This window comes from Arthrobacter rhombi (assembly GCF_039526245.1).
Lineage (GTDB): Bacteria > Actinomycetota > Actinomycetes > Actinomycetales > Micrococcaceae > Arthrobacter_H > Arthrobacter_H rhombi.
Window position 1 is genome coordinate 34,879 of record NZ_BAAAIV010000015.1, and the last position, 19,243, is coordinate 54,121.

General features: G+C 68.5%; 18 protein-coding genes. 16 read left to right on the forward strand and 2 right to left on the reverse strand.

Features of this window, described 5'->3' with window-relative positions; translation table 11 throughout:
- The first annotated feature begins 3 nt into the window (after window positions 1-3).
- The 10 genes from ABD088_RS13365 (at window position 4) to ABD088_RS13410 (ending at window position 11,471) form a co-directional block, all read left to right on the forward strand.
- A complete protein-coding gene (locus tag ABD088_RS13365) occupies window positions 4-1,176 on the forward strand; it encodes an RDD family protein (protein ID WP_343902447.1) in 1,173 nt (390 codons plus the stop codon).
- On the forward strand, window positions 1,173-2,009 hold the full coding sequence (locus ABD088_RS13370; protein ID WP_343902448.1) for a PP2C family protein-serine/threonine phosphatase: 837 nt from the start codon (window positions 1,173-1,175) through the stop codon (window positions 2,007-2,009). Before ABD088_RS13365 ends, ABD088_RS13370 begins: the two co-directional genes overlap by 4 nt.
- On the forward strand, window positions 2,006-3,805 hold the full coding sequence (locus ABD088_RS13375) for an FHA domain-containing protein (RefSeq protein WP_343902449.1): 1,800 nt from the start codon (window positions 2,006-2,008) through the stop codon (window positions 3,803-3,805). Before ABD088_RS13370 ends, ABD088_RS13375 begins: the two co-directional genes overlap by 4 nt.
- Window positions 3,802-5,511, forward strand: coding sequence for a serine/threonine-protein kinase (locus ABD088_RS13380; protein WP_343902450.1), 1,710 nt, complete (start codon window positions 3,802-3,804; stop codon window positions 5,509-5,511). Before ABD088_RS13375 ends, ABD088_RS13380 begins: the two co-directional genes overlap by 4 nt.
- A 56-nt stretch (window positions 5,512-5,567) precedes the next feature.
- Window positions 5,568-6,269: a hypothetical protein gene (locus ABD088_RS13385; protein WP_343902451.1), complete on the forward strand. Its 702-nt coding sequence runs from the start codon at window positions 5,568-5,570 to the stop codon at window positions 6,267-6,269.
- Between the two features lie 29 nt (window positions 6,270-6,298).
- Entirely contained in the window at window positions 6,299-6,934 is a 636-nt protein-coding gene (locus ABD088_RS13390; RefSeq protein ID WP_343902452.1) for an HAD family hydrolase, read from the forward strand.
- A gap of 68 nt (window positions 6,935-7,002) precedes the next feature.
- Window positions 7,003-7,632 (forward strand): TetR/AcrR family transcriptional regulator, encoded by a 630-nt coding sequence (locus ABD088_RS13395; RefSeq protein WP_343902453.1) that lies wholly within the window; start codon window positions 7,003-7,005, stop codon window positions 7,630-7,632.
- Window positions 7,629-8,285 (forward strand): VC0807 family protein, encoded by a 657-nt coding sequence (locus tag ABD088_RS13400; protein ID WP_343902454.1) that lies wholly within the window; start codon window positions 7,629-7,631, stop codon window positions 8,283-8,285. The genes ABD088_RS13395 and ABD088_RS13400 overlap by 4 nt, the downstream gene beginning before the upstream one ends.
- Before the next feature lie 4 nt (window positions 8,286-8,289).
- Window positions 8,290-10,638 (forward strand): NAD-dependent DNA ligase LigA, encoded by a 2,349-nt coding sequence (ligA, locus tag ABD088_RS13405; RefSeq protein WP_372710402.1) that lies wholly within the window; start codon window positions 8,290-8,292, stop codon window positions 10,636-10,638.
- On the forward strand, window positions 10,635-11,471 hold the full coding sequence (locus ABD088_RS13410) for an inositol monophosphatase family protein (RefSeq protein WP_343902455.1): 837 nt from the start codon (window positions 10,635-10,637) through the stop codon (window positions 11,469-11,471). Before ligA ends, ABD088_RS13410 begins: the two co-directional genes overlap by 4 nt.
- 27 nt (window positions 11,472-11,498) lie before the next feature.
- Here the strand turns inward: ABD088_RS13410 and ABD088_RS13415 are convergent, their stop codons facing one another.
- Window positions 11,499-12,314, reverse strand: a complete 816-nt coding sequence (locus ABD088_RS13415) for a sulfite exporter TauE/SafE family protein (RefSeq protein ID WP_343902456.1) — start codon at window positions 12,312-12,314, stop codon at window positions 11,499-11,501.
- A 119-nt stretch (window positions 12,315-12,433) separates the two neighbouring features.
- Here ABD088_RS13415 and ABD088_RS13420 point away from each other — a divergent pair, with 119 nt between their 5' ends.
- From ABD088_RS13420 to ABD088_RS13445, 6 genes are all read left to right on the forward strand, one after another.
- Window positions 12,434-12,958, forward strand: coding sequence for a GNAT family N-acetyltransferase (locus ABD088_RS13420; protein WP_343902457.1), 525 nt, complete (start codon window positions 12,434-12,436; stop codon window positions 12,956-12,958).
- 86 nt (window positions 12,959-13,044) lie between these two features.
- Window positions 13,045-13,341 carry an Asp-tRNA(Asn)/Glu-tRNA(Gln) amidotransferase subunit GatC gene (gatC, locus tag ABD088_RS13425; protein ID WP_343902458.1) on the forward strand — a complete coding sequence of 99 codons (297 nt, stop codon included), beginning with the start codon at window positions 13,045-13,047 and terminating at the stop codon, window positions 13,339-13,341.
- 3 nt (window positions 13,342-13,344) lie between these two features.
- Window positions 13,345-14,892 carry an Asp-tRNA(Asn)/Glu-tRNA(Gln) amidotransferase subunit GatA gene (gatA, locus tag ABD088_RS13430; protein WP_343902459.1) on the forward strand — a complete coding sequence of 516 codons (1,548 nt, stop codon included), beginning with the start codon at window positions 13,345-13,347 and terminating at the stop codon, window positions 14,890-14,892.
- Between the two features lies 1 nt (window position 14,893).
- Window positions 14,894-16,405: an Asp-tRNA(Asn)/Glu-tRNA(Gln) amidotransferase subunit GatB gene (gene gatB, locus ABD088_RS13435; protein WP_343902460.1), complete on the forward strand. Its 1,512-nt coding sequence runs from the start codon at window positions 14,894-14,896 to the stop codon at window positions 16,403-16,405.
- 106 nt (window positions 16,406-16,511) lie between these two features.
- Window positions 16,512-17,420, forward strand: coding sequence for an aminoglycoside phosphotransferase family protein (locus tag ABD088_RS13440; RefSeq protein ID WP_343902461.1), 909 nt, complete (start codon window positions 16,512-16,514; stop codon window positions 17,418-17,420).
- A 65-nt stretch (window positions 17,421-17,485) separates the two neighbouring features.
- Entirely contained in the window at window positions 17,486-18,247 is a 762-nt protein-coding gene (locus ABD088_RS13445; RefSeq protein ID WP_343902462.1) for a type 1 glutamine amidotransferase domain-containing protein, read from the forward strand.
- Here the strand turns inward: ABD088_RS13445 and ABD088_RS13450 are convergent.
- Window positions 18,244-19,155 carry a LysR family transcriptional regulator gene (locus ABD088_RS13450; RefSeq protein WP_343902463.1) on the reverse strand — a complete coding sequence of 304 codons (912 nt, stop codon included), beginning with the start codon at window positions 19,153-19,155 and terminating at the stop codon, window positions 18,244-18,246. The genes ABD088_RS13445 and ABD088_RS13450 overlap by 4 nt on opposite strands.
- Window positions 19,156-19,243 lie beyond the last annotated feature (88 nt).

Consider the following 19,243-nt stretch of genomic DNA (forward strand, 5'->3'; position numbering starts at 1 on the left):
CCGGTGGCCCAGAACCTGAACCTGGTCAACGCCGTGGCCGCGAAGCGCCTGGTGGCCGGACTACTGGACATCGTGCCGGTGGTGCTCGCCTGGATGGTCTTCTATGCGGCGAACCTGGACACGCTGCGTTCCAGCGCCTACCTCTCCCCGTCGGACCTGATCTCGGAGATGGCGACCTCCTACATGCTGCTGGCCGTGTTCGTGCTGGCCTACGCGGTGGCCGTGTGGGGCTGGGAAGCGAACACCGGCAAGACGCCGGGCAACCTGGCCCTGGGGCTGCGCACCAGCGATGAGGACGGTTTCGCCCCCGGCTGGGGGAAGGTCTTCATCCGCCGGCTGCTGGTCGGGCTGGCCGGCATTGTCCCGGTGGTGGGCCCCATCATCATGCTGCTCTCCAACCTGTGGGACCCCCAGCACCAACGCCAGGGCTGGCATGACAAGGCGGCCCACACCCTGGTCGTCGACGTGAACCAGGGCCGCAACCCGATCACCACCGGGGGACTGTTCGGCCCGTCGGCCTTTGCCCCCGGCGGCATGACCGCCCCCGGGCAGCCCGGCCACCCCGGCTACGTCGCCCCCGAACGCCAGTGGCCTGCCCTGGACGCCGAGCTGGCCGGAGGCCCCATCACCGGCGTGCCCTCGGCCTCCGGTGGGCCGGCGCACCAGGCACACGAGCCGGCCCCCGAGGCACCCGTCGCCGAGCCGGCCACCGCGGCACCCCAGCCCGCCGGCGCCAGCGCGGCACCGGCGTCGTCCCCGGCACCGGCACTGGACCGCGAGGCAGCTGCAGCCGAGGACGAGGCAGGACACACCCAGTTGCGCACCGCCACGGGCACCCCGGCTGCTGCCGGCGCACGGCTGCGCTTTGACGACGGACAGGTCCTCACGCTGGGCACCACGGCGCTGGTGGGACGCAACCCTTCGGCCCAGGACGGCGAGGAGGTCGACGAGCTGGTGAACTACGCAGACATGGGCCGTTCGGTGTCCAAGACGCACCTGCACCTGGCAGCCGACAGCTCGGGAGTCTGGGTAACCGACCGCAACTCGACGAACGGCTCCGGCATCTCCGGGCCGGACGGCACCCTGCGCCCGCTGGCTGCCGGGCAGTCCCAGCACGCAGCACACGGGGAAACCGTGCACTTCGGCGATCGTTCGTTCACGGTCGGCCCCGCATGAGCGGGGTGAGGGTCGGAACCACCGGCGAGCAGTTCTCCCTGGATTACGGGTTTGCCACGGACCGCGGCCTGCGCCGGCCGCTGAACGAGGACGCCCTGCTGGCCGAACGCCACCTCTTCGCGATCGCCGACGGCATGGGCGGACATGAGGCCGGCGAGGTCGCCAGCAGCATCTGCGTGACGACGTTCGCCCGCGGCCAGGAGGCTGCCGGGGAATGGCTGACCCCCGAACACCTGCAGCAGTTCATGGTCGACGCCGACCGGGCCATCCGTGAAGCCGCCGGCTCACGGGCCGGCACCACCGTCTCGGGTGCCGCGCTGGTCCGCCAGGGCGACGCCCCCTACTGGCTGGTGTTCAACGTCGGGGATTCACGGACCTACCTGCTCTCGGAGGACGAGTTCCGGCAGGTCACCGTGGACCACTCGGAAGTCCAGGAGATGGTCGACCGCGGCGAGATCACCGCCGAACAGGCCCTGACCCACCCCCGCCGCAATGTCATCACCCGGGCCCTGGGCACCGGCGAGGACAGCGACGCCGACTTCTGGATGCTCCCGGCCCGCCCGGGGGACCGGCTGCTGATCTGCTCGGACGGGCTGACCAACGAGGTCTCCGACGCGGCGATCCGCGACGTGATGATGTCCCGGACGCCACCGCAGATCGCCGTCGACGACCTGCTGCAGGCCGCCCTGCGCTCGGGAGGCCGCGACAACATCACCCTGGTCATCGTCGACGTCAAGCTCGAACACGAGGACGACCAGTTCACCGATACCGCGCCCCGTGCGCAGATCGAAGACGGCATGACCAAACCCCGCCCGGAGGGGAGCGCGGAATGAACACACGGATCACCTACCTGCCGGGGCCCTGGCTGGCCCTGGTGCGCAACGGACACCTGGTCCTGCTGCCCGAAGGAACCAGCGCCGGGCATGTGGACGAGCTGTGGGCCGCCCTCGCCGACGCACCCGCCGTCGAGACGCTGCTCTCCGCGGTGCTCTCCGCCCGGGGGCTGGCGTTGACCGGGATGGACCCCTTCGGCATCGTCAGTCTCGACACCGACGTGCACACCATCCTGCGCGGCCCCGTTTCCCTCGCCGGTGAGGGCCGTGAGCTGAGCACGCACGTCAACGGCCACGGTGTCACCACCTGGATGGAACGGCGCATCCCGCGCCAGGAAAGCCTGGAGATCGCCCTCGACGATGTCCTGCGCAAGCACGACGGCGATGCAGGCCACTGGTTGCCGATCACCGAAGGCGTCGTGCCCTTTGGCCGGTTGCACGTTGACCTGCTGGAGGAGCCCACCGCGGACATCGAACCCTTGTCCGCGCCGCAGCCCATCATCCGGCAGGCCGGTTCCGAACAGCCGGCCGCCGCCGGAGCCGCGGTCGCCGCTGCGCCCGTGGCCGGGGTTGCGGTCGCTCAGGAGGCGGAGGCGGAGTCCGAGCCCGAGCCCGAGCCCGCGGTGGAACCGGAAGCGGAGCCGGCATCCGAGCCAGTTCAACCGGAACCCCAGACAGCGCCTGAACCCGAGCCGGTCGAGCCGGAGTCCCCGGCGGAGGCGGAACCCGAAGTCGAGGCTGAACCAGAGCCCGAACCCCAGCCAGAGCCCGAACCAGAGCCAGCTGCGGAGCCGACGGAGCCTGAGGCGGCTACCGCCAGGGAACCGGAGCCCGGCGCCGACGCCGAAACCTTGACCGAAGAAGCCCAGCAGTCCGTGGATGAGCCGGCCGATGACCCGGTGTCCGCCGACGATGCGGACGACGCCAACACGATCCTGTCCCACTCCAGCTCCACTGCGGCCCCCGGCGTTCCCGCCGTCTCCGCGGACGAGGCCGAGCTGCCAGAGAACACAGCCGAGTCCGTCTCCGATGACACGATCGCCGGTCCACACCCCGGCGACGAGGACGAGCCCGACGCGGAAGCCCTCATCGACGCCGTGCCCTGGTTGGCAGCAGCCCGCGCCCAGGCGCGTGCCGACGCCGCCGCGGAGCAGGATCTCGACGACTTGCCGACCATTAGTTCCGCACCACGGTCGGCCTCCACGCCGGAATCCGCAGCAGCTCCCGCAGTGGGCCCGCTCGGGGACCACGACGGTGACACGGTGATGCGCTCGGACCTGCCGACCCAGATCCTGCCCGTCGCGCCGTCCCCGGGCTCCGAACCGCCGGCCTCCACCGGACCCCAGGTCCTGGGGCGGATGTGCCCCGCGGGGCATGCCAACCCGCCCACCTCCTCCACCTGCGCGCACTGCGGCGAGCCGTTGGGGGACGAGCCCCGTGAGGTGCAGCGCCCCTCGCTCGGCCGCATGGTCATCTCCGGAGGCGAAGCCGTGGAACTGGACCGCCCAGCGGTCATCGGCCGGCAGCCCAGTGTCAGCCGTTCCGCGAGCGGTTCGATGCCGCGCGTCGTCCAGGTCAAGAGCCCCAGTGGTGACATTTCCCGGTCCCACCTGGAGGTCCAGCTCGAGGGCTGGCACGTCATGCTGGTGGACCTGAAGGCCACCAACGGAACCATGCTGGTGCGTGCCGGGATGCCACCCCGCCGCCTGGGCCAGGGCGAAAAGCTCATGCTGCTCGACGGCGATGTCGCCGACCTCGGTGACGGTGTGTCGCTGAAGTTCGAGGGCCTTCTGTGAGCGGTAAGCGTCCGCCGGCACCACCGCCGGCGATCGAGGGGTACGAATACCTGAACCTGCTCGGTTCCGGTGGCTTCTCGGACGTGTACCTGTACCAGCAGGATCGGCCCCGCCGTAAGGTCGCCGTGAAGGTGCTGCTCTCGGACCTGAAGACCGAGAGCGCGCGCCGCCGGTTCGAATCCGAAGCCAACCTGATGGCGCAGCTGTCGTCGCACCCCTACATCGTGACGATCTTCGAGGCGGACATCACCGCCGAGGGCCACTCCTACCTGGCCATGGAGTACTGCTCCCGGCCCAGCCTGGATGTGCGGTACCGTCGCGCCCGGCTGGGCGTCGACGAGGCCCTCTCCGTGGGCATCCAGGTCGCCTCGGCCGTGGAGACCGCCCACCGGGCGGGAATCGTCCACCGCGACATCAAGCCGGCCAACATCCTGGTCACCGACTACAACCGTCCGGCCCTCACCGATTTCGGAATTTCCGGAACCACCGACGCCCTCGATGACGAGGCCGGGCTGTCGATCCCGTGGTCCCCACCCGAGGCCTTCGCCGGGGGAGCACCCAACGGGGTCAAGATGGACGTCTGGTCCCTCGGCGCCACCGTCTACACCTTGCTGGCGGGCCGCTCGCCGTTCGTGCGTGCCGGCGCCGACAACTCCCAGCGCGAGCTCATTTCCCGCATCACCACCTCGCCGCTGCCCCCGCTGAACCGCCCCGACGTGCCGGCGGCGTTGGAACAGACACTGGCCACCAGCATGGCGAAGAACCCCGCTGCACGTTTCGAATCCGCACGGGACCTGGCGCTGGCCTTCCAACGCGTCCAAGCCGAGCTGGGCCTGTCGGTCACCGCGTTCGAGGTGATGGAGGACCCCGCCCCGCGGGAGGACCTCGAGGACGGGAACGACGGCGAGGCCACCCGGGTGCGCCAGGTCGTCTCCATTGACCCGGAGGCAAGCACCGGTTCCGGCAGGACCTCCGGAGCACCCTGGGCCGAACCCGACGGGGAACCCACGGTGCTGCGCCCCGCACGCGGGCCCGCCACCGGGCAACCCCCGGCACCAGCCACACCGGCTGCCGCAGCCGATCCCGGCACAGATGACGCCACGATCATGCGCGGACGGTTGCCGGACGGTTCACTGGCCGGTTCCCGCAAGCGCCCCTCCGAGGCGGCACAGCCCCGCAGCTCCCAGCCCCCGACGTTCGCCCCGGGAGAGGAAAGCGGAGCGCCCGGGTGGGTCCCGCCCGTTCCGCCCAGCACCCGGACCGCAGCGCCGGCGGGCCAACGATTCCCCACCGGCCTGGTGGCGGGCATCGGGGCAGTGCTGGCGATCATCATCGCCGGGATCTTCGTGGTCGCCGCCCTCAACCGGGGAGTGGACGCCGACGAGGTCTCCACCGGCGCCCCGCCGAGCCAGGGTCCGGCCGATCCCTTGCTCGGCGCCGAGGGAGTCGTTCCGCAGGTGAAGGGATTCAGCTCCAAATCCGTAGGGAAGCAGACGGCGTTCAGCTGGAAGAATCCCGAGCCGCGTCCGGGGGACAAGTACTACTGGGCGCCGGTGACGGCTACCGATCAGGGCGAAAACCGTAAAGTCGAGAAGCCGACGGCGACCACTGACACCGTGAAGGGCGAACCAACCTGCATCCAGGTCGTGCTGGTGCGTGAGAGCGGCAAGGCCTCGGATGCCAGCCGGTATTGCGCCAAGCGTTAGTCTGGGTTTTGGATCATCCATGGGAGACAAGTGAGCAGTACAGGGGGGTATGGCACGTGTCCGAAGTAAACATTGATTTTTGCGGTGAATGGTTTCCTGTCACCGACGACCAGGTCTTCACCATCGGCCGTGAGGGCGACCTGGAGATCGACGACAACCCCTACCTGCATCGTCGTTTCCTCACCATCGCCCGCTACGACAACATGTGGTGGCTCTCCAATGTCGGTTCACGGGTGGCCGCCACCATTGCCGATGCCACCGGTGGCATGCAGGCATGGGTCGCCCCTGGCTCCCGCATTCCCCTGGTGTTCGGCCAGACCAATGTCATCTTCACCGCTGGCCCCACCACCTACGAATTCTCGGTCCACCTGGCCACTCCGGCGTTCCGGCAGGAATGGACCGCGGACGACGGCGATGGGCAGACGACCATCGGCCCGGTCGTGTTGACCGATGCCCAACGGGCACTCGTCGTGGCCCTCGCCGAACCGATGTTGCGCCGCGACGGCAACGGGCTCAGCTCCATCCCCACCTCCGCCAAGGCCGCCAGCCGCCTGGGGTGGCCGCTCACCAAATTCAACCGCAAGCTGGACAACGTCTGCGACAAGCTGGATAAGTCCGGGGTTGCCGGCCTGCGCGGGGGCGCAGGAAAACTCGCCACCAACCGTCGTGCGCGGCTGGTGGAACACGCGGTCACCTCGCATATGGTCGTCCCGGCTGACCTGCACCTGTTGGACGCCGAACTCAACGCCGACGACTGAAGGACTGGCCCGGATAGGAGGTGCAGGGGATGCGACGATTCGTCGTGTTCGATTTGGATGGAGTCGTCCGTGAATTCCGATCCGAGGCCGCCAACGACATCATCGAAACTCGCCTGGGACTAGCGCCCGGGACGGTGGACGATCTGGCTTTCGGCGGCCCCGAACTGATGGCCGCGGTGACCGGACAGATCACCTTTGAGCAGTGGGCGGCCTCGATCGTCGAACGCCTCGTGATTCTCAGCCCGGACCGGAGGGCTGTGGTCAGTGAATTTGCGCGCTGGACCCATTACCGGGGTGACCTGGTTCCGGAAACGGTGGACCTGCTGGACGAGCTGAACGAGCAGGGGCATCCCGTCTTCGCCTTCACCAACGGCACATCGCTCATACCCCGGGAAATGCGGGGGCATGGGTTGGAGCACCGCTTCCGAGCGGTGGTGAATTCCGCTGACCTCGGATTCAAGAAACCCGATCCGCGGGCCTTTGGCGGCGCACACCAGGTGATCGAATCCCACGTGTCGCGCGCAGTCGGCCGGAGTGAAATCATCTTCGTCGACGACCGGCTGGACAACGTCGAGGCGGCCCGCGCCTTCGGCTGGCAAGCCGTCCACTTCGGGTCGGTGGAGGACACCGTGATAGTCCGCTCCCTTGCAGGCCTCCCCGACTGAGGGTTGAGGGACGCCGGTCGATGAGGCAGCCCATGGTCAAAACTGACTGCGGGGACTAAAATTTGGCCATGCGGTCAAATATTGCCACCACCCAACCCTCTGGACGGACCTTCATCGAAGCAGCCCGACGTTCCCAGATCATCCAGGCCGCCATCGACACCGTCGGTGAGCTGGGGTATGCCCGTGCTTCCTTGGCAGAAATTGCCCGACGGGCGGGCATCAGCAAGGGGGTCATTTCCTACCACTTCGCGGGGAAGGACGACCTCACCGAACAGATCGTTCTGGAACTGTATACACGCGCGGGAGCCAGCATCGGCGAGCGTGTCGATGTCGCGGGTTCCGCGGCAGTGGCATTGTGCGGCTACGTCGAGGCAAATCTGGCTTTCGTTGCCCAGAATCCGCAACAGGTGCGCGTGCTGGTGGATATTTTCATGAACTTCCGCCGCCCCGACGGGTCGCCTCACATCGATTCGGACGGCCAGGACGGTCTGCTCGAGCACCTGGGATCCCTGCTGCGCCAGGGGCAGGAGTCCGGCGAATTCCGGCCCTTTGCCATCCGCCCGATGGCCATCATCATCCGTTCCGCCATCGATGCCGCCTCCGGCCAGCTGGTGCTCGACCCGAAGTTCGACGTTAAAACCTACGCCGCCGAGCTCACGGCCACACTGGAATTGGCGACACGAAGGGACACACCGTGAACCAGACGCGCAATGCCGGCGGACGGCGAACCGGCCCCCGGGCCTCCCTGGTGCTGATGCTGGTGGAGGTCATCGTCCCCCTCGCGTTGTTCTACGGACTGCGTGGAGTGGGCGTGGGCCAATGGGCGGCGCTGCTCATCAGCGGCGCTGCACCACTCGTGGTGCTGGCCTACCGGTGGGGCACCAGCCGGCGGATCGAGGCATCCTCCCTATTCACCCTCAGCATCCTGCTGGCCGGCACCGCCATCGGATTGCTCACCGGGGATCCCCGCCTGCTGGTCGCCCGCGAAAGCTACCTGACCGGAATCGTCGGCCTCTGGATGATCGGAACGCTCTGGGCGCCGCGTCCCTTCATCCTGATCGCCACGCTTCCCCTCTTGCCGGGCGCCACAGCCAGCTCCTGGGAAGACGGGTGGGCCCACGACCCGGTCTTCAAACGCGTCATGCGTTCGATGACCCTGGCCTGGGGGTGCGCCTTCCTGATCGACGCCGTGGCACGGATCGTCATGGCCTACACCCTGCCCCTGGACATCGTTCCCCTGGCCGGAGCCGCCCTGCTGGTGGTCTTGCTGATCGCCGTCGTGCAATTCAGCAAGGCCTACGCACGCCGGGCCGCCGCGGCTCCCACTCGTCGGATCGGTGGGGCAAGATAGTGGGGTGACGAACAGCGAGCAGAAGAACTCCCCGGACCACACCACCTCGACGTCCAGCGAAGGTGCCACGACATCGGCTGGCGAGGAAGTGATCCCTGCCGACGCGGTGCGCGATGAGTACCAGCGACTCATCGACGAGGTGCGCCGCTACCGGATGGCGTACTACGTCGAGGACAGCCCCCTGGTGTCCGACGCCGAGTTCGACGTCCTGTTCCGTCGGCTCGAGGAGATCGAACAACTCCACCCCGAGATCGTCTCGAATGACTCGCCCACCCAAGAGGTCGGCGGCGAGGTGTCCGCGGCCTTCTCCCCAGTGAAACACCTGACGCAGATGTACTCACTGGAGGACGTGTTCTCCCTCGAGGAACTCACCGCCTGGCTGGAACGGGCCACCGCAAATGCCGGGATCAGGGCGGCCAAGCATCAGCTGCGCTGGCTCTGCGAGGTCAAGATCGATGGCCTGGCCATCAACTTGCTTTACCGGGACGGCAAGCTGGTCCGGGCGGCCACCCGCGGGGACGGCACCACCGGCGAGGACGTCACCCACAACGTGCTGACCATCCAGGACATCCCCACGGAACTGGCGGGTGGGAACTGGCCCACGGAGGTGGAGATCCGCGGCGAGATTTTCTTCCCCTCGCAGAAGTTCCGCGAATTCAACGAGGCCCTGCTCGAGGCCGGCAAGCCCGAGCTGGCCAACCCGCGCAATGCGGCGGCCGGTTCCCTGCGCCAAAAAGATCCCGCCGAGACGGCCAAACGCCCGCTGGGCATGTTCGTCCACGGGTTCGGTGTCCGCGAGGGCCTGGACGCGGCGTCCCAGTCGGAAACCTATGAGCTGCTCAAGGCCTGGGGGCTGCCGGTCACCCCGTACTCGCAGGTCGTGGACTCCATCGACGACGTGCTGGCCTACATCGAGAAATACGGGGCCGACCGCCACTCGCTGATCCACGACATCGACGGGATCGTCATCAAGGCCGACGCCTTCGCCATCCAGCGCGCCCTCGGCTACACCTCGCGGGTCCCGCGCTGGTCGGTGGCCTACAAGTACCCGCCCGAGGAAGTCCACACCACGTTGTTGGACATCCGGGTCAACGTCGGGCGCACCGGGCGGGTGACCCCCTATGGGGTGATGGAGCCGGTCAAGGTGGCCGGGTCAACGGTCGAGATGGCGACCCTGCACAACCAGGACGTCGTCAAGGCCAAGGGCGTGTTGATCGGGGACACCATCATCCTGCGCAAGGCCGGGGACGTCATCCCGGAGATCGTCGGTCCGGTACTGCCCCTGCGGGAGGGGCGCGAGGACGAGCTGCGCGAATTCGTGATGCCCACACACTGCCCCTCGTGTGGGGAACCGCTGGCTCCGGCCAAGGAGGGCGACATCGACATCCGGTGCCTCAACGCCCAATCCTGCCCCGCCCAGCTGACCGAGCGCATCGCCCACCTGGGAGGACGCGGCGCGTTCGACGTCGAGGCGTTGGGCGAGGAAGCGGCCCTGGCCCTGACCGTGGGACCGGGACCGGATCCGGCAGGTGTGGGTGGCATCGCCCAGCCGTCGGGCCCCGGGCCGATCACCAACGAGGCCCAGATCTTCGACCTGGCTGCCGGCCACGCGGATGACACGTTGCGCGATGCGCTCGCCGAGGTCAAGGTCTGGCGCGAGATCCGCCGCAAGGGCGAGGGCACCGGGGAATTCGAGCTGGTCCCGTACTTCTGGAGCAAGGGGACCGAGAAGAAGCCGTCGGCGCCGACCACCAACACGAAGAAGCTCTTCAACGAGCTGGAAAAGGCCAAGGTCCAGCCCCTCTGGCGGGTGCTGGTCGCCCTGTCCATCCGCCACGTCGGCCCGACCGCCTCGCGCGCGCTGGCCACCCACTACGGGTCCATGGCAGCGATCCGCCAGGCGGTCACCGCGGAGGATGCGGTGGAGAAGCTCGCCGACGTCGACGGGGTCGGCCCCATCATCGCCGAGGCGCTCATCGAATGGTTCGGCGTCGACTGGCACCTGGCCATCCTTCAGGCGTGGGCCAGCGAGAACGTCCGCATGGAGGACGAGTCCCACGGCCAGAGAGAACGCACGCTCGAAGGGCTGACCATCGTGGTCACCGGCTCCCTCGAGGGCTTCAGCCGCGACGAGGCCAAGGAAGCGATCATCACCCGCGGCGGCAAGGCGTCCGGTTCGGTGTCCAAGAAGACCAGCTATGTGGTCGCCGGCGAAGCCGCCGGCTCCAAACTGGACAAGGCGGAATCCCTGGGCGTGCCAGTGCTCGACGAGGACGGGTTCCGCGCCCTGCTGGCCGACGGCCCCGCACCGGAACCCGACCAGGAAACCACTACCGAAGGAGACCCGGCATGAGCCAGAACGCCACAGCCACACCCGATCTGACCGCCGAGCTTTTGGCCACTGCGCGCCGTGCCGCGGCCGCCGGAGCCACAGTGTTGGCGGCACGCCACGGGGTCCACATCCAGGCGGACACCAAATCCGCGGCGGGGGACTGGGTCACCGACTACGATCGCCGCGCCGAGCAGGCCGTCCGCGAGGTCATCACCGCCGAACGCCCCCGCGACGCCATCACCGGCGAGGAATACGGCAACACCACGCCCGCCGATGCCAGCCCGTACCGCTGGTCCATCGACCCGCTCGACGGGACGGCCAACTTCGTACGCGGCATCGTCTACTACGCGACCTCGGTGGCCGTCGCCGGCCCCGCGCCCGAGGGCACCGGCGAGCAAGTCTGGCTGGCTGGCGTCGTGCAGGCGCCCGCCCTGGGGAGCACCTGGTGGGCTTCCCGCGGTGCCGGAGCCTGGCTGGGTGGCACCACGACGGGAGACGACGCCGGTGCACGCCGGCTGGACGGGCCCGTGGCAGGGGCTGCGGGAACGCTGGTCGCCACCGGGTTCGGCTATGACGCCGAACGCCGCGACTTCCAGGTCGCTGCACTGGCCGGGCTCATGCCGGGTTTCGCGAATGTGCGCCGCATCGGCTCGGCGGCACTTGATTTGTGCATGGTCGCCGACGGCACCCTGGACGCCTACGCCGAATACGGCACCGGCGAGCACGACTGGTCGGCCGGGGCACTGATTGCCGAGGAGGCCGGTTGCCCGGTGCTGCGTCCTGACACCGATCCGGGGTGGCAGGCCGCCGGATACCTGGACTTCGACCAGCTGCCCACGCCGCCGGCCGGCTGAGGGCGGATCAGATCGGGTCGGGCCGGATCAGTCCGGACGGATGACCAGCATCGACACCAGCACGACCACGAGCAGGGCGATGAAGGCGATGGCGTGGACACGGTCGGGCATTTTGCCCACCAGCCGCTTGGCCACGGCGATGGTCGGCAACGACCCGGCCAGCAGCCCGGCCGTTGCCAGCAGGTCGATGTAGCCCAGACGGCCGGAGGCCAGCGGCGCCGCGGCCTCCGGCACCGCCAGTGCATACACGGCGGCTCCCACGATCGAGACCGGAACGGACAACGGGTTGGCCATGGCCGCCGAGGTGGCCATTGGCAAGCCCAACCGGCGCAGCAACGGAACCGTCATGATGCTGCCCCCGACACCCAGGAAGCTGGCGACGGCTCCGATCCCGAGCCCTCCGAGCCGGGTGGTCGCCGGGCCCAGCCGGCGTTCCGGGGCACCGGGCTGCCGGGAGATGAAGCCGCGGCGCACCAGCGAGTCGACGATGGTGATGGCCAGGTAGGCGATGAACAGCACGTGCAGCACCCCGTCGGGGACCCGCGTGGCGATGATGGCGCCGACCAGCGCGCCGACGCCGATATAGGCGGCCAGCGGGAAGAGCAGGTCGGTCCGCAGCCGACCCGACCGCCAATGGGCCAGGGACGCCGAGAGCGAGTTGACGATCATCACCGCGGTGGAGGTCGCCACCGCCACGAGCATCGCCTCATCGCCGGATCCCGAGGCCACGGTCACCGCGTAGATCACCGGGACGATCACGAAGCCGCCGCCGAAACCGAACAGCACCGTCGTCAGTCCGGTGAGGATACCGAACGCGGCGAAGGTCAACAGGGCGGCAAGCATGTTCCGATCCTAGGGGGGAAGTGCCGCGGGACCGTGGGCGCCCCGGTACCTGTGACGTCCGGCATCGCGCAGGGCGAATGGGGGGACGCCGTGTGGATCGGGTGGCAAAATAGATCCCGATGACTTCCTCCGCAACGCACCCGCCGTCCCCGATCACCATCCGCCAGGCCACGGCGGCGGACTATCCAGAGATTGCCCGGATCACCGTCGACTCGTATTTGTCGGCCGGCCATTTCGATGATCCCGACCACCCCTACCTGCAGGTGGTCCAACAGGTCGCCGAGCGGCACGCCGCGGCGGAGATCCTCGTCGCGGAGCGCGGCGGCACCGTCATCGGGGCAGTGACCCTGGTCCGAGCGGGCAACCCCTATGCCGATATCGCCCTGGAAAACGAGCTGGAGTTCCGCATGCTGGTGGTGGACCCCGCAGTCCAGCGCTCCGGTGCCGGGCGGGCGATGATGGTGGAGATCATCAACCGCGGACGCGACATGGACGGGGTGGACGCCATCTCGCTGACCACCGGCAGCACGTGGATGGCCGCCCAGGCCCTCTACACGCACCTGGGGTTCCACAACGTAGCGGAGCGCGACTGGTTCGTTCCGGATACCGACATCCTGCTCAAGGTCTACGTCCTGCCGCTGTGAGTCAGCGGCAACCGGAGGGCAAACGCCTGCCGGTCCTGAACTAGACTGGTGGGGAAAACCCACCACCCATGAATTCGGGGAGATACATGCCTGCCATCAGTCGTGAGGACGTTGCCCACTTGGCGCAACTGGCCCACCTGGAGATGAGCGAGACCGAGCTGGAGAAAATGGCCGGCGAACTCGGTGTCATCGTCGACGCGATCAAGTCCGTGAGCGAGGCCGCCGGTGACGACGTCCCGGCCACCAGCCATCCGCTGCCGCTGGTCAACGTGATGCGCGAGGACGTGGTCGGGCAGACCCTGACCCAGGAAGAGGCCCTGCAGAACGCGCCCGACGCCGAAGACGGCCGCTTCAAGGTCCCGGCCATCCTGGAAGGGGAGTAGGACATGAACGAGATCATCAAGCTCTCCGCGGCCGAACTGGCCGCCAAGCTCCGTGACGGCTCCGTCACCTCCACGCAGGCAGTGCAGGCCCACCTGGACCGCATCGCTGCAGTGGATGGCGGGGACCGCGGTGTCCACGCCTTCCTGCACCTGAACGCCGAGGAGGCGCTCGCCGTCGCCGCGGAGGTCGACGCGATCCGCGCCGCCGGAGGCGCCGAGGCCGAGGCCCTGCACCCGCTGGCCGGCGTGCCCATCGCCATCAAGGACCTCATCGTCACCAAGGGCCAGCCCACCACGGCCGGCTCCAAGTTCCTCGAGGGCTGGATGAGCCCCTACGACGCCACGGTGATCGAGAAGATCCGTGCCGCCAAGCTCCCCATGCTCGGCAAGACCAACCTCGACGAATTCGCGATGGGCTCCTCCACCGAGCACTCGGCCTACGGCAACACCCGCAACCCCTGGAACCTGGACCGGATCCCCGGCGGCTCCGGCGGCGGTTCCGCCGCGGCAGTGGCGGCCTTCGAGGCCCCGCTGGCCCTGGGCACCGACACCGGCGGATCCATCCGCCAGCCGGGCGCCGTCACCGGAACGGTCGGCGTGAAGCCCACCTACGGCGGCGTCTCGCGCTACGGTGCCATCGCCATGGCCTCCTCGCTGGACCAGATCGGCCCGGTGACCCGCACGGTGGCCGACTCGGCACTGCTGCACGAACTCATCGGTGGCCATGACCCGAAGGACTCCACGTCCATCGACGGTCCGGTCCCGGAACTGGTGGCTGCCGCCGCACAGGGCGCCACCGGCGACCTGACCGGCGTCCGCGTCGGCGTCATCCGCGAGCTGCAGGGCGAGGGATACGACGCCGGTGTCCAGGCACGCTTCGATGAATCCCTGGAGCTGCTGCGCGGCGCCGGGGCGCAGATCGTCGAGGTCTCCTGCCCGAACTTCGAGTACGCGCTGGGTGCCTACTACCTGATCATGCCCTCCGAGGTCTCCTCGAACCTGGCCAAGTTCGACGGCGTCCGCTACGGCAACCGCGTGCTGCCGGCCGACGGCCCGATGACCATCGAACGCGTCATGGCCGCCACCCGGTCCGCCGGGTTCGGCGACGAGGTCAAGCGCCGCATCATCCTGGGCACCTACGCGCTCTCCGCGGGGTACTACGACGCCTACTACGGTTCGGCGCAGAAGGTCCGTACGCTCATCCAGCGTGACTTCGACGCAGCATTCGCGCAGGCCGACGTGCTGATCTCCCCGACCTCCCCGGTCGTGGCCTTCGAACTCGGGTCGAAGCTGGATGACCCGCTGGCGATGTACCTCAACGACGTCGCCACGATCCCCGCCAACCTCGCAGGCATCCCGGGCATCACCGTCCCCGGTGGTCTCTCCGAGGACCTGCCGGTGGGCATCCAGTTCCTGGCTCCCGCCCACGAGGACGCCCGCCTGTACCGGGCCGGCGCCGCGCTGGAGAAGCTGCTGGAGGACCGCTGGGGCGGACCGCTGATCAACCAGGCCCCCGAACTGGCCGAATCGTCCAAGGAAGGTGTCGCCTGAGATGGCCCACGCAACGGAAGAACTCGTCGACTTCGATGAGGCCCTGGACCGCTACGACCCGGCCCTCGGCTTCGAGGTCCACGTCGAGCTGAACACCGCCACCAAGATGTTCTCCGACGCCCCGAATGCCTTCGGAGACGTCCCGAACACCAACGTCACCCCCGTGGATCTGGGCCTGCCCGGCGTCCTTCCGGTGGTGAACAAGAAGGCGGTGGAGTACTCCATCAAGATCGGCTTGGCACTGAACTGCCAGATCGCCGAATATTGCCGCTTCGCCCGGAAGAACTACTTCTACCCGGACACCCCGAAGAACTTCCAGACCTCGCAGTACGACGAGCCGATCGCCTTCGACGGCTACCTGGACATCGAGCTCTCCGACGGGGAGGTCTTCCGTGTGGAGATCGAGCGCGCCCACATGGAGGAGGACGCCGGAAAGCTGACCCACATGGGCACTTCCGGCCGCATCCAGGGCGCCGACTTCTCGCTGGTGGACTACAACCGTGCCGGCGTTCCGCTGGTGGAGATCGTCACCAAGCCGATCCTCGGTGCCGGCAAGCGCGCTCCCGAACTGGCCAAGGCCTACGTGGCGGCAATCCGCGAGATCGTGAAGAACCTCGATGTCTCGGACGCCAAGATGGAACGCGGCAACGTCCGCTGCGATGCCAACGTCTCGCTGATGCCCAAGGGCACCACGACGCTGGGCACCCGTTCGGAAACGAAGAACGTGAACTCGCTGCGCGCCGTCGAGCATGCAGTGCGTTTCGAGATCGAACGCCACGCAGCCGTCCTGGACGCGGGCAACAAGGTCGTCCAGGAGACGCGGCACTGGCACGAGGACACCCGGACCACGACCTCGGGCCGCCCGAAGTCCGACGCCGATGACTACCGCTACTTCCCCGAGCCGGACCTGGTGCCGATCGTGACCACCCGCGAATGGGTCGAGGAACTGCGGGCCCAGCTGCCCGAGCCGCCGGCCGAGCGCCGCAAGCGCCTGCAGGCTGACTGGGGATACGCCGACGCCGAATTCCGCGACGTCGTCAACGCCGGTTTCCTGGACGCCATCGAGGAGACCATTGCCGCCGGCGCCAGCCCGGCAGTGGCCCGCAAGTGGTGGATGGGCGAGATCTCCCGTCTGGCGAAGAACGCCGACGTCGAGCCGCTGGACCTCGGCGTGACGCCGGCGACGATCATCGAGCTGAACTCGCTGATCGAGGCCAAGAAGATCAACGACAAGATCGCCCGCCAGGTGCTCGAATTCGCCGTCGCCGGCGAGGGAACCCCGTCGGAGATCGTCGAGAAGCGCTCGCTCGCCGTCGTGAACGATGATTCCGCGCTCGGTGCCGCGATCGACGAGGCCATGGCCTCCATGCCCGACGTCGTCGCCAAGATCAAGGACGGCAAGGTCCAGGCCATCGGTGCCCTGATCGGCCCGGTCATGAAGGCCACCCGCGGCCAGGCCGACGCCGGTCGGGTCCGCGAGATCGTGCTGGAGAAGCTCGGCGTGCAGGGCTGAACCACCACTGTTTCCAGCGGCTGTGACTAGCCGTGGAACCTACCCAGGGCGGGCGGATCACACGATCCGCCCGCCCTGCGGCGTCTCGGGGTTGTAGCGTGAAGCCATGACCGGTGAGCAGCACAGCCCATCCGCGGGATCCGGGGTCCCGGCGCATGATGTGGACATCGACGACGCCCTGGTCCGGTCCCTGCTCACCGACCAGCACCCCGACCTGGCCGGGCTGCGGCTGCAGCGCGCCGCCAACGGCTGGGACAACGTGGTCTACCGCCTCGGGGACGACGTGGCTCTGCGGCTTCCACGTCGGGCAACAGCCCACCAGCTGCTCCTCAACGAACTGCGCTGGCTGCCCTTCCTGGCACCCCGCCTACCCCAGCCCATCCCGGCAGCGGCCCGCCGTGGCAGGCCCGCCGTGGGGTATCCCTACCACTGGGCCATCGTGCCCTGGTTCGACGGTGACAGTGCGGCCCTGCGACCGCCCGGAGACCGGGACGCCTACGCCCCCGATCTCGGCCGCTTCCTGCGCTCCCTCCACGTGCCGGCCCCCGCCGATGCCCCGCGCAACCCCGTCCGCGGCGTCCCCTTGGCTACTCGGGGCACGGCCTTCACCGGGCGCCTCGCCGCAGCCGGCATGCCCGTGGAAGGGCCCTGGCAGGAGATCTTCCGCGAAGGCGCCGACGCGCTGCTCTATCAGGGGCCGCCGGTGTGGCTGCACGGTGACCCGCATCCGCACAACATCATCGTGGAGCAGGGGAAGGGGCCGGCACGGATTTCCGCCGTCGTCGACTTCGGTGACATCACAGCAGGAGACCCAGCGAGCGACCTGGCCGTGGCGTGGCTCCACTTCTCGGCAGCCGGGCGCGAGGCCTTCCGCGCAGAACTGCGGTACGACGACGACACCTGGCTCCGCGCCCGCGGTTGGGCGGTCCACTATGCGGTGCTGATGGCCCAGCTTCCGCCGGGGGATCCACTGCACGACGCGGGGGTGCACGGGCTGCGTGAACTCGCTCCGTGAGAACCCGCCGTGCAGAGGACGGCCGTTTGTTCTAGGCTGAAACGTACCTACGAAAGGAATAATTCGTGAAGAAGATCCTGATGGTACTGACCAGCGTCGACAAGATCGGCGACGAGGCAACCGGCTACAACGTAGCCGAAGCAGCACACCCGTGGAAGGTGTTCAAGGACTCCGGGCACTTCGTGGACTTCGCCTCCATCCAGGGCGGTCAGCCCCCACGCGACACCGTGGACACCGAGGACCCCATCCAGGTGTCCTTCACCGAAGATGAGACCACCCGTGCCGGGCTCTACAACACGGCCCGCGTCGACGTGGTCAACCCGGACCAGTACGACGCCGTCTTCCTGGTCGGCGGACACGGAACCATGTGGGACTTCCCCGACAGCGAAGGCCTGCAAAAGCTCGTGGGCAGCGTCTACGACTCCGGCGGTGTCGTCGGCGCGGTCTGCCACGGCCCCGCGGGGCTGGTGAACGTGGAACTCTCCAACGGCTTCCGCCTGGTCGAGGGACGCAAGGTCGCAGCGTTCACCAACGACGAGGAAGTGGCCGCCGGCAAGGACAAGGTCATCCCCTTCTTCCTGGCCGACAAGCTCGAGGAACAGGGCGCAACGCACGTCCAGGCCGACGTCTTCGAGGAGAAGGTCCAGGTGGACGAACGCCTCGTGACCGGCCAGAACCCGGCCTCCGCCGCCGGCGTGGCCAAGGAAATGGAAAAGCTCCTGGCCGAGGTCATCCACCAGGAAAAGGCCGAGGAGGAGTCCGAGTCCGAGGCCTTGCGCGCCGAGAAGGACGCGGAAAAGGCAGCCGCCGCCGAGGGCGAGGACTAGCCCTCGGCCGCCAGTTCGGCCATCGTGTCGCGCAGGGCTCCGGCAACGCGTTGCACGGAGACCCGGCGCATCGACTCCGGCCGCGCCAGCAGGTCGATGCGGCGCCGATTGGCCACCCCCTCCAGCGGCAGGAGCACGACGCCGGGGCCCACCAGGGCCCCGGCCGTGTACCGCGGGATGATGCCCAGCACGTTGCCGGTGCCGACCAGCTCGGCGACGGTGGCGTAGTCGTTGATCCGGTGGATGATGTCCGGAGCCCCGCCGGACACCGCCGAAATGGCCCCCAGGATGTCGGCGGGGGAGTAGCCCTCGCGGCTGATGGCCCAGCGCTCGCCCCTCAGGTCCTCCGGGCCGACCGCCCGGTGACCGGCCAGCCGATGTCCTGCCGAAACGGCGATATCCAGGGGCTCGTGGGCCAACGGCACCACGCTGACCTGGTTCGCCGGCCAGGCAGGGGTGTGGTCCATCCGGTGGGCCAGGACCAGGTCGTAGCGCGAGGTCAACGCCGGGAAGTCATGCTGGGCCACATCCTCGTCGGAGAACAACGGCTGTGGGCCGTGCGCCTCCTTCAGCCGCGCCAACAGCGGGGCGAACAGGGACTGGCCCACCGAGTGGAAACCGGCGAGCGTCACCGGGGCATCGGCGTCGTTCTGGTAGTTGCCGATGGCCGCCCGCGCATCGGCGAGCGAGGCGACGACGGCGGCACCGGCGTCGGCCAGGATCCGCCCCGCCTCCGTCAGCACCAGGGTCCTGCCCTCCTTGCGGGTCAGTGGAACGTCGACCCCGCGCTGGAGCAGGGCCAGCTGCTGCGAGACCGCCGACGGCGTCACGAACATCGCCTCGGCGACCGCCCGCACGCTGCCGAGGTCGCCGAGTTCGCGCAGGATCTGCAACTGGTGGACTTCCATTAGTCCATCCTAAATCGTCGCTTGAGATACTCGTGCATCATCTAAACTGTTAATGGGGGCCCAGCGGTGCCAGACTGGGTGCAGACGC